General features: G+C 70.1%; 6 protein-coding genes. 4 read left to right on the top strand and 2 right to left on the bottom strand.

Going from position 1 to position 6,631, the window contains the following annotated elements:
• Positions 1–140: 140 nt before the first annotated feature.
• Positions 141–1,100 (bottom strand): SDR family NAD(P)-dependent oxidoreductase, encoded by a 960-nt coding sequence (locus WBP48_RS06015; protein ID WP_424437565.1) that lies wholly within the window; start codon positions 1,098–1,100, stop codon positions 141–143.
• A gap of 41 nt (positions 1,101–1,141) precedes the next feature.
• On the opposite strand from WBP48_RS06015, the gene WBP48_RS06010 reads away from it, so the two are divergent.
• Both WBP48_RS06010 and WBP48_RS06005 read left to right on the top strand, forming a co-directional pair.
• Complete coding sequence (locus WBP48_RS06010) at positions 1,142–1,951, top strand: HAD-IIA family hydrolase (RefSeq protein ID WP_424437562.1); 810 nt, start codon at positions 1,142–1,144, stop codon at positions 1,949–1,951.
• Between the two features lie 121 nt (positions 1,952–2,072).
• A complete protein-coding gene (locus WBP48_RS06005) occupies positions 2,073–2,252 on the top strand; it encodes a hypothetical protein (RefSeq protein ID WP_424437559.1) in 180 nt (59 codons plus the stop codon).
• A gap of 150 nt (positions 2,253–2,402) precedes the next feature.
• On the opposite strand, the gene pyrE is transcribed toward WBP48_RS06005, so the two are convergent.
• The gene (gene pyrE / locus WBP48_RS06000; RefSeq protein ID WP_424437556.1) at positions 2,403–2,978 is read right to left on the bottom strand and encodes an orotate phosphoribosyltransferase; all 576 of its coding nucleotides are present in this window, start codon (positions 2,976–2,978) and stop codon (positions 2,403–2,405) included.
• 342 nt (positions 2,979–3,320) lie between these two features.
• Between pyrE and WBP48_RS05995 the strand changes: the two genes are divergently transcribed.
• Both WBP48_RS05995 and pntB read left to right on the top strand, forming a co-directional pair.
• A complete protein-coding gene (locus WBP48_RS05995; RefSeq protein WP_424437553.1) occupies positions 3,321–4,910 on the top strand; it encodes a Re/Si-specific NAD(P)(+) transhydrogenase subunit alpha in 1,590 nt (529 codons plus the stop codon).
• The gene (gene pntB / locus WBP48_RS05990) at positions 4,907–6,334 is read left to right on the top strand and encodes a Re/Si-specific NAD(P)(+) transhydrogenase subunit beta (protein WP_424437550.1); all 1,428 of its coding nucleotides are present in this window, start codon (positions 4,907–4,909) and stop codon (positions 6,332–6,334) included. Before WBP48_RS05995 ends, pntB begins: the two co-directional genes overlap by 4 nt.
• Positions 6,335–6,631: the final 297 nt, after the last annotated feature.

Genomic DNA, 6,631 nt, shown 5'->3' with positions numbered 1-6,631 from the left:
CCTGACCCTCCTCCCACCCGCCGCCTGCTTCCTCCCCCGCCGAGCCGACGCGCGATGCCGCTTCCGGCGCACCGCCTGCGGCCACATGCGTCGGTTCGCCGCACAGTTGCGGGAGGAGGAAGCAGGCGGCGGGTGGGTGGTCAGGGGCGCTTGCCGCCGGTCTTGGCGGCTTTCAGGTAGGGCCAGGGCGCGCCGACGGCGTGCTCGCAGTAGTTCCACAGCCGCGCCGCGATCTCCTCGTCCCGGGTGATCTGCCCCGGGGTCGCGAGCCGGGGAGTCCCGGAGACGACGCGCGACGGGCCCCAGAACTGGCCGCCCTCGGCATCCGGATCGATGAGCGCGCGCACGAGCGGCCACGCGCCGTGCTCCTTTGACTGCGAGATCGGGGCTTGCAGATTGTCCATGAAGCGCTTCATGCGCGAAGGCTCGTTGACCCCGAGGATGCCGCGGGTCCGACCGCCGATCGAATACCCCGGATGGGCGACGAGGCTCAGGACCGGCACCTTCGCGGCGCGCAGGCGCCGGTCGGCCTCGAAGCCGAGCGCCGCCGTCGCGACCTTCGACTGCACGTACGCCCGCCACGGCGTGTAGCCGTTCTCGAGCTCGGGGTCGATCGGGTCGTACGCCCACATCGACGTCGACATCGAGCCGACCCACACGATGCGCCCGCGGCCGGCGGCGAGCGGCAGCAGGAGGTCTCCGGCCAGGGCGTAGTGGCCGAGGGCGTTGGTGGCGAAGACGATCTCGTGGCCGTCGGCGGTCGTCCGGCGCTGCCGCGGCGGATGCACGAAGCCCGCGTTCAGCAGCAGCCCGTGCAGGCCCGCGCGTCCGCGTGCGGTCGCCGCCGCGGCGCGGACCGACCCGAGGTTGCTCGTGTCGAGCAGAAGGGTCGTGATGTCGGCATCCGGTATCTGGCGCAGCACCGCCCCGCGGGCGGCGGCCAGCCGGTTCGGATTCCGCCCCGTCATGATGACGTGCGCACCGGCGCCGGCCAGCTGCAACGACGAGAAGAAGCCGAGACCCGCCGTCGATCCCGTGACGAGATACCGGCGCCCGGCGAGGTCGGGCAGGCTCTCGGAGTCCCAGTCGTCACGTGACACGGAACAGACATTACGGCGTGGGGCCCCGTTAGGCTGGCCACATGCGGACACGCGCCGATATCGAGTGCTGGCTGACCGACATGGACGGCGTTCTCGTACACGAGAACAGGCCGATTCCAGGCGCCGCGGAGTTGCTGATGCAATGGCGGGATACCGGGGTTCCGTTCCTCGTCCTCACGAACAACCCGGTCTACACGCCGCGCGACCTGAGCGCCCGGCTGCGGATCTCCGGTATCGACGTGCCCGAGGACCGCATCTGGACGTCGGCGCTCGCGACGGCGGATTTTCTGCGGGCGCAGCATCCCGGCGGGACCGCCTTCGTCATCGGCGAAGCGGGCCTGACGACCGCCCTGCACGAAGCGGGCTTCGTCCTGACCGAGACCCAGCCGGACTACGTCGTGGTCGGCGAGACCCGCAACTACTCGTTCGACCGGATCACGCAGGCGATCCGGTTCATAGGTGCCGGCGCGCGGTTCATCATCACGAATCCGGATGCCACGGGCCCCGCCCCCGACGGCATCGTCCCCGCGACGGGATCGTTCGCGGCGCTCATCACGCACGCGACGGGAAAGGCGCCGTACGTCGTCGGCAAACCGAACCCGATGATGTTCCGCTCGGCGATGAACCGCATCGGCGCGCACTCCGAGAACACCGGGATGATCGGCGACCGGATGGACACGGATGTCGTGGCGGGCATCGAGGCCGGCCTGTACACGATCCTCGTGCGCACCGGGATCTCCGACGACGCCGAGGTCGAGCGGTATCCGTTCCGCCCCGACGAGATCGTCGACTCGGTCGCGGAGCTGCGGGATGCCGAACCCGCCGAGTCCGAGATGCCGGAAGGCCTGTGACCATGAACCCGACCGAGCAGACTCTGCTGCTGGTGGCGTCCGCGCTCATGATCCTGACGACGCTGATTGTCGTGGTCGTGCAGTTCGTCCGTGGGCGAGGCCGTGGCGGGGGCGACCGCTGATGGCCGTCGTCCTGGTCCTGTCGGGATTCGCGCTGCTGATCGTCGCCCTTGTGCTCTTCGTGCGCGGGCGCCGGGATGCCCCCCAGGGAACCCCGCTGCCGAACGGCCGCGGCATTGCGCTGCTCACGCTCGCGGGCCTCGTACTCGCGCTGGCGTCCCAGCTCCCCTTCTTCCGCTGACCGCGGGGCCCCGGCGCGCCCCACCGCACCGTGGGTCACGGTGGGTCGCCGAGACTGCCGGTTCGTGCCGAGACTGCCGGTTCGTGCGCGTACACAACCGGCACACTCGGCAGCAACCGGCAGACTCGGCGCGGAGAGGGCGCGAGCGGCCTACTGCGGGTCGAGACCCAGGTCGTCGAGATCGATCACGGAACGCCAGAGGTAGCCGGCGGCCTCGACGGCGGCCTGCGCCCCGGTCTTGCGGTCGACGACGGTGACGACCGCGACGACGTCGGCGCCGGCCGCACTCGCGACCGATGCCGCCTTCAGCGGCGACTGGCCGGTCGTCGACGTGTCCTCCACGATGACGACCCGCTTGCCTGCGACTTCGGCCCCCTCGATCTGGCGTCCGCGGCCGTGGTCCTTGGGCTCCTTGCGCACGACGAACGCATCGACGGGCGTGCCCGCGAGCACGGAGGCATGCAGTACGGCGTTCGCGATCGGGTCGGCGCCCAGGGTGAGTCCGCCTACGGCATCCACCTCGAGGTCGCGCACGACATCGAGCACGAGCCTGCCGATTGCGGGAGCGGCCCGGTGGTCGAGGGTGAGCTTGCGCATGTCGACGTAGTAGGTCGCCTTCTTGCCGCTGGACAGCGTGAAATCCCCGTGGAACACCGCCTCGTCACCGATGAGGGAGATGAGGGCCTGGCGGTCGGACTCGAGATCGGGAGTGGATGCTGCGGGCATGACCCCGAGTCTACGGATCCCCGCCCGGTGGTCAGCCGCCGCGTCGCGAAAACTCTTCAGCGGCGCTGCCGCGCCGTGGAGCGGCGAAAGCCGCGGGTCCCGGAGGGACACTTTCATAAAGCAGGCTCAACCGGTGCGATCGGGCGCGACAGACGGGCGCAACGTCAATTGAGCCTGCTTTTGCGACGCCGGGCGCTCTTCCCACGTTTTCTCCGGGCCGTCCCGCGTGCTTCGCCGGTGTCACGCCCTATAGTCGGGAACGTCGCCGGCGCCCGAGTCCAGCGCGGCGCCCGCCACAGCATCGCTGCGACCCGCCACGACTCGCGCGGACGAAGGAGCACCATGGCCCGCATCGGCATCGTCACCGAGCAACCCGGCGAGACCCGCGTCGCCGCCTCTCCTCCCACCGTCACGAAGCTCCGCGCGCTCGGCTATGACGTCGTCGTCGAGACCGGCGCCGGTGCCCACTCATCGTTCCCGGATGCCGAGTACAGCGCCGCGGGCGCCGAGATCGCCGACCGCATCGAGGCCTGGGGCGCCGATATCGTGCTGAAGGTCGCCGCCCCCACGGAGGTCGAGATCGCCCTCCTGCGACCCGGCTCGGTGCTCATCGGCATCCTGAGTCCGGCACTGCGACCCGACCTGCTGACGGCTCTCGCCGAACACGGCGTCACGGCCCTCGCGATGGATGCCGTTCCGCGCATATCTCGTGCGCAGTCGATGGATGTGCTCAGCTCGATGGCGAACATCGCCGGCTATCGCGCCGTCGTCGAGGCGGCGAACGAGTTCGGCCGCTTCTTCACCGGTCAGGTCACCGCGGCCGGCAAGGTGCCGCCGGCCAAGGTGCTCGTGGCCGGCGCGGGCGTGGCGGGACTCGCCGCGATCGGCGCAGCATCGTCGCTCGGCGCGATCGTGCGCGCGACCGACCCGCGTCCCGAGGTCGCCGATCAGGTCGCCTCGATCGGCGGCATCTACCTGCCGGTCGTCGTGCCCGACGAGGAGCAGCAGGTCTCGGCCGACGGGTACGCCAAGGCCACCAGCGCCGCGTACGACGCGGCCGCCGCCCGGCTGTACAGCGACCAGGCCGCCGACGTCGACATCGTCATCACGACGGCGCTCATCCCGGGCCGCGCGGCCCCCCGGTTGTTCACCGCCGCGGACCTCGCGACCATGAAGCCCGGTAGCGTCGTCGTCGACATGGCCGCAGGCCAGGGGGGCAACGTCGAGGGCTCCGTCGCCGGCGAGCGCGTCGTGACCGAGAACGGTGTCATCATCCTCGGCTACACCGATCTCGCGGGCCGCCTGCCGCAGCAGGCGTCGCAGCTGTACGGCACGAACCTCCTCAACCTGCTGACGCTGCTGACCCCCGGCAAGGACGGGCACCTCGTGATCGACGATGACGACATCGTCCAGCGCGCCGTCACGGTGACCCTGGCCGGCGCCGTCACGTGGCCGCCGCCGCCCGTGCAGGTCTCGGCCGCCACCGCCGCAAAGTCCGCGGCATCGACGACGGCCGTCCTGCCCACAGATGCGACGGGCAAGGCTGGCGCGACCGGCGGCGCCACGAGGAAGGGCCTCTCGCCCGCCGGGAAGACGGGGCTGATCGTCCTCGGCATCGCCGCCCTGTTCTCGGTGTGCGCCGTCTCACCACCGCCCCTGCCACAGCACTTCCTGGTGCTCACGCTGTCGGTCGTCATCGGGTTCTACGTCATCGGCAAGGTGGCCCACGCCCTGCACACGCCGCTCATGAGCGTGACGAACGCCATCAGCGGCATCATCGTCGTCGGCGCCATGAGCCAGCTCGTCGTGCCCGATCCCGTCGTGCAGATCATCGCCGCGATCGCGGTGCTCCTGGCATCCATCAACATCTTCGGCGGCTTCGCCGTCACCCGGCGGATGCTCGCAATGTTCCAGAGGGGTGACCGCAAGTGACCACCGCAAGCGTGAGCCTCGCGCAGTCCATAGCCACAGCGGCATATATCGTGGCAGCGCTCCTCTTCGTCCTCGCGCTCGCCGGCCTCAGCAAGCAGGAGACCGCGCGGCGCGGCATCTCATATGGCATCGCGGGAATGGCGATCGCGCTCGTCGCGACCGCCGTGCTCGTGCTCGCCGAGGGGTCGCTCGTCCCCGACGACGTCACGCTGTACTTCGGTGTGGCGCTGCTCATCATCGCGGTCGTCGCGGGAGCGGGGATCGGCCTGTGGCGGGCACGCGTCGTGGAGATGACCGGGATGCCGGAGCTCATCGCCCTGCTGCACTCGTTCGTGGGGCTCGCCGCCGTGCTCGTCGGCTGGAACGGGCACCTGTACGCGCACGACGTCGCCGCAAATCTCGTCGGCATCCACCACGCCGAGGTGTTCATCGGGGTCTTCATCGGCGCCGTGACCTTCACCGGGTCGATCGTCGCGTTCCTCAAGCTGAGCGGCCGGATGAGTTCGAAGCCGCTCATGCTGCCGGGCAAGAATCTCCTCAACGTCGGCGCGCTCGTGCTGTTCGTCGTGCTCACCGTCTGGTACGTCGCCGTCCCCTCGATCTGGTTGCTCGTCGCCGTCACTGCGCTCGCCCTCGCGCTCGGCTGGCACCTCGTCGCCTCGATCGGCGGCGGCGACATGCCGGTCGTCGTCTCGATGCTCAACAGTTACTCGGGATGGGCCGCCGCCGCCGCGGGCTTCCTGCTGAACAACGACCTGCTGATCGTCACCGGCGCTCTCGTCGGGTCGAGCGGTGCGTACCTGTCGTACATCATGTGCAAGGCGATGAACCGGTCGTTCCTCTCCGTCATCGCCGGCGGGTTCGGCATCGAAGCACCGCGGGCCGCCGACGAGGAGCAGGGCGAGCACCACGAGACGGATGCCGCCGCGGTCGCAGAGCTCCTCCGCGATGCGCAGTCGGTGGTCATCACGCCGGGTTACGGCATGGCCGTAGCCCAGGCGCAGTACCCCGTCGCCGACCTCACGAAGCGGCTGCGCGAGCGCGGCGTGGCGGTGCGCTTCGGCATCCATCCCGTCGCGGGGCGCCTGCCGGGGCACATGAACGTGCTGCTGGCCGAGGCGAAGGTGCCGTACGACATCGTGCTGGAGCTCGACGAAATCAACGACGACTTCGCGCAGACCGACGTCGTGCTCGTCATCGGCGCGAACGACACCGTCAACCCCGCCGCCGCGGAGGATCCAGGTTCGCCCATTGCCGGCATGCCCGTCCTGCACGTGTGGGAGGCGAAGGACGTCGTGGTCTTCAAGCGCTCGATGGCCTCCGGCTACGCCGGGGTGCAGAACCCGCTGTTCTTCCGCGACAACACGCAGATGCTGTTCGGCGACGCCAAGGAGCGCGTCGAGGACATCCTGCGCGCGCTGTGACCCCGGCATCCGGCCGCCGGCCCCATCGCCGAGCCGCTACGTTTCGCCCGAGCCGCTACGTTTCGCCGCGTCGTATCGTGGCGGCTGGGTCGAAACATAGCGGCTCGCGAGATGGGGTGGGGGCCAGACGCGATGCCGGCTCTCCGAGACGCACGAGAGGATGCGCGAGTGGATGAGCCGGACGATGACCTGACGCGGTTCGCCGGAATCCTCGAAGCGCAGGCACAGGCACGAGCGCGGGATGCCGGGGCACAGGATGCCGACCCGCAGTCCGATACGGCGGAGCGCGAGCGGGCC

It is taken from the genome of Microbacterium sp., from assembly GCF_049661145.1.
Lineage (GTDB): Bacteria > Actinomycetota > Actinomycetes > Actinomycetales > Microbacteriaceae > Microbacterium.
The sequence above is the reverse complement of the archived record's forward strand: the minus strand, read 5'-3'. Positions and strand labels throughout refer to the sequence as shown.

Excerpts from the sequence above, each read along its gene's own strand:
- WBP48_RS06005 (WP_424437559.1), top strand. The coding sequence starts at position 2,073 with ATGGCCGTCGTCCTGGTCCTGTCGGGATTCGCGCTGCTGATCGTCGCC.
- WBP48_RS06010 (WP_424437562.1), top strand. The coding sequence starts at position 1,142 with ATGCGGACACGCGCCGATATCGAGTGCTGGCTGACCGACATGGACGGC.
- pyrE (WP_424437556.1), bottom strand. The coding sequence starts at position 2,978 with ATGCCCGCAGCATCCACTCCCGATCTCGAGTCCGACCGCCAGGCCCTC.
- WBP48_RS05995 (WP_424437553.1), top strand. The coding sequence starts at position 3,321 with ATGGCCCGCATCGGCATCGTCACCGAGCAACCCGGCGAGACCCGCGTC.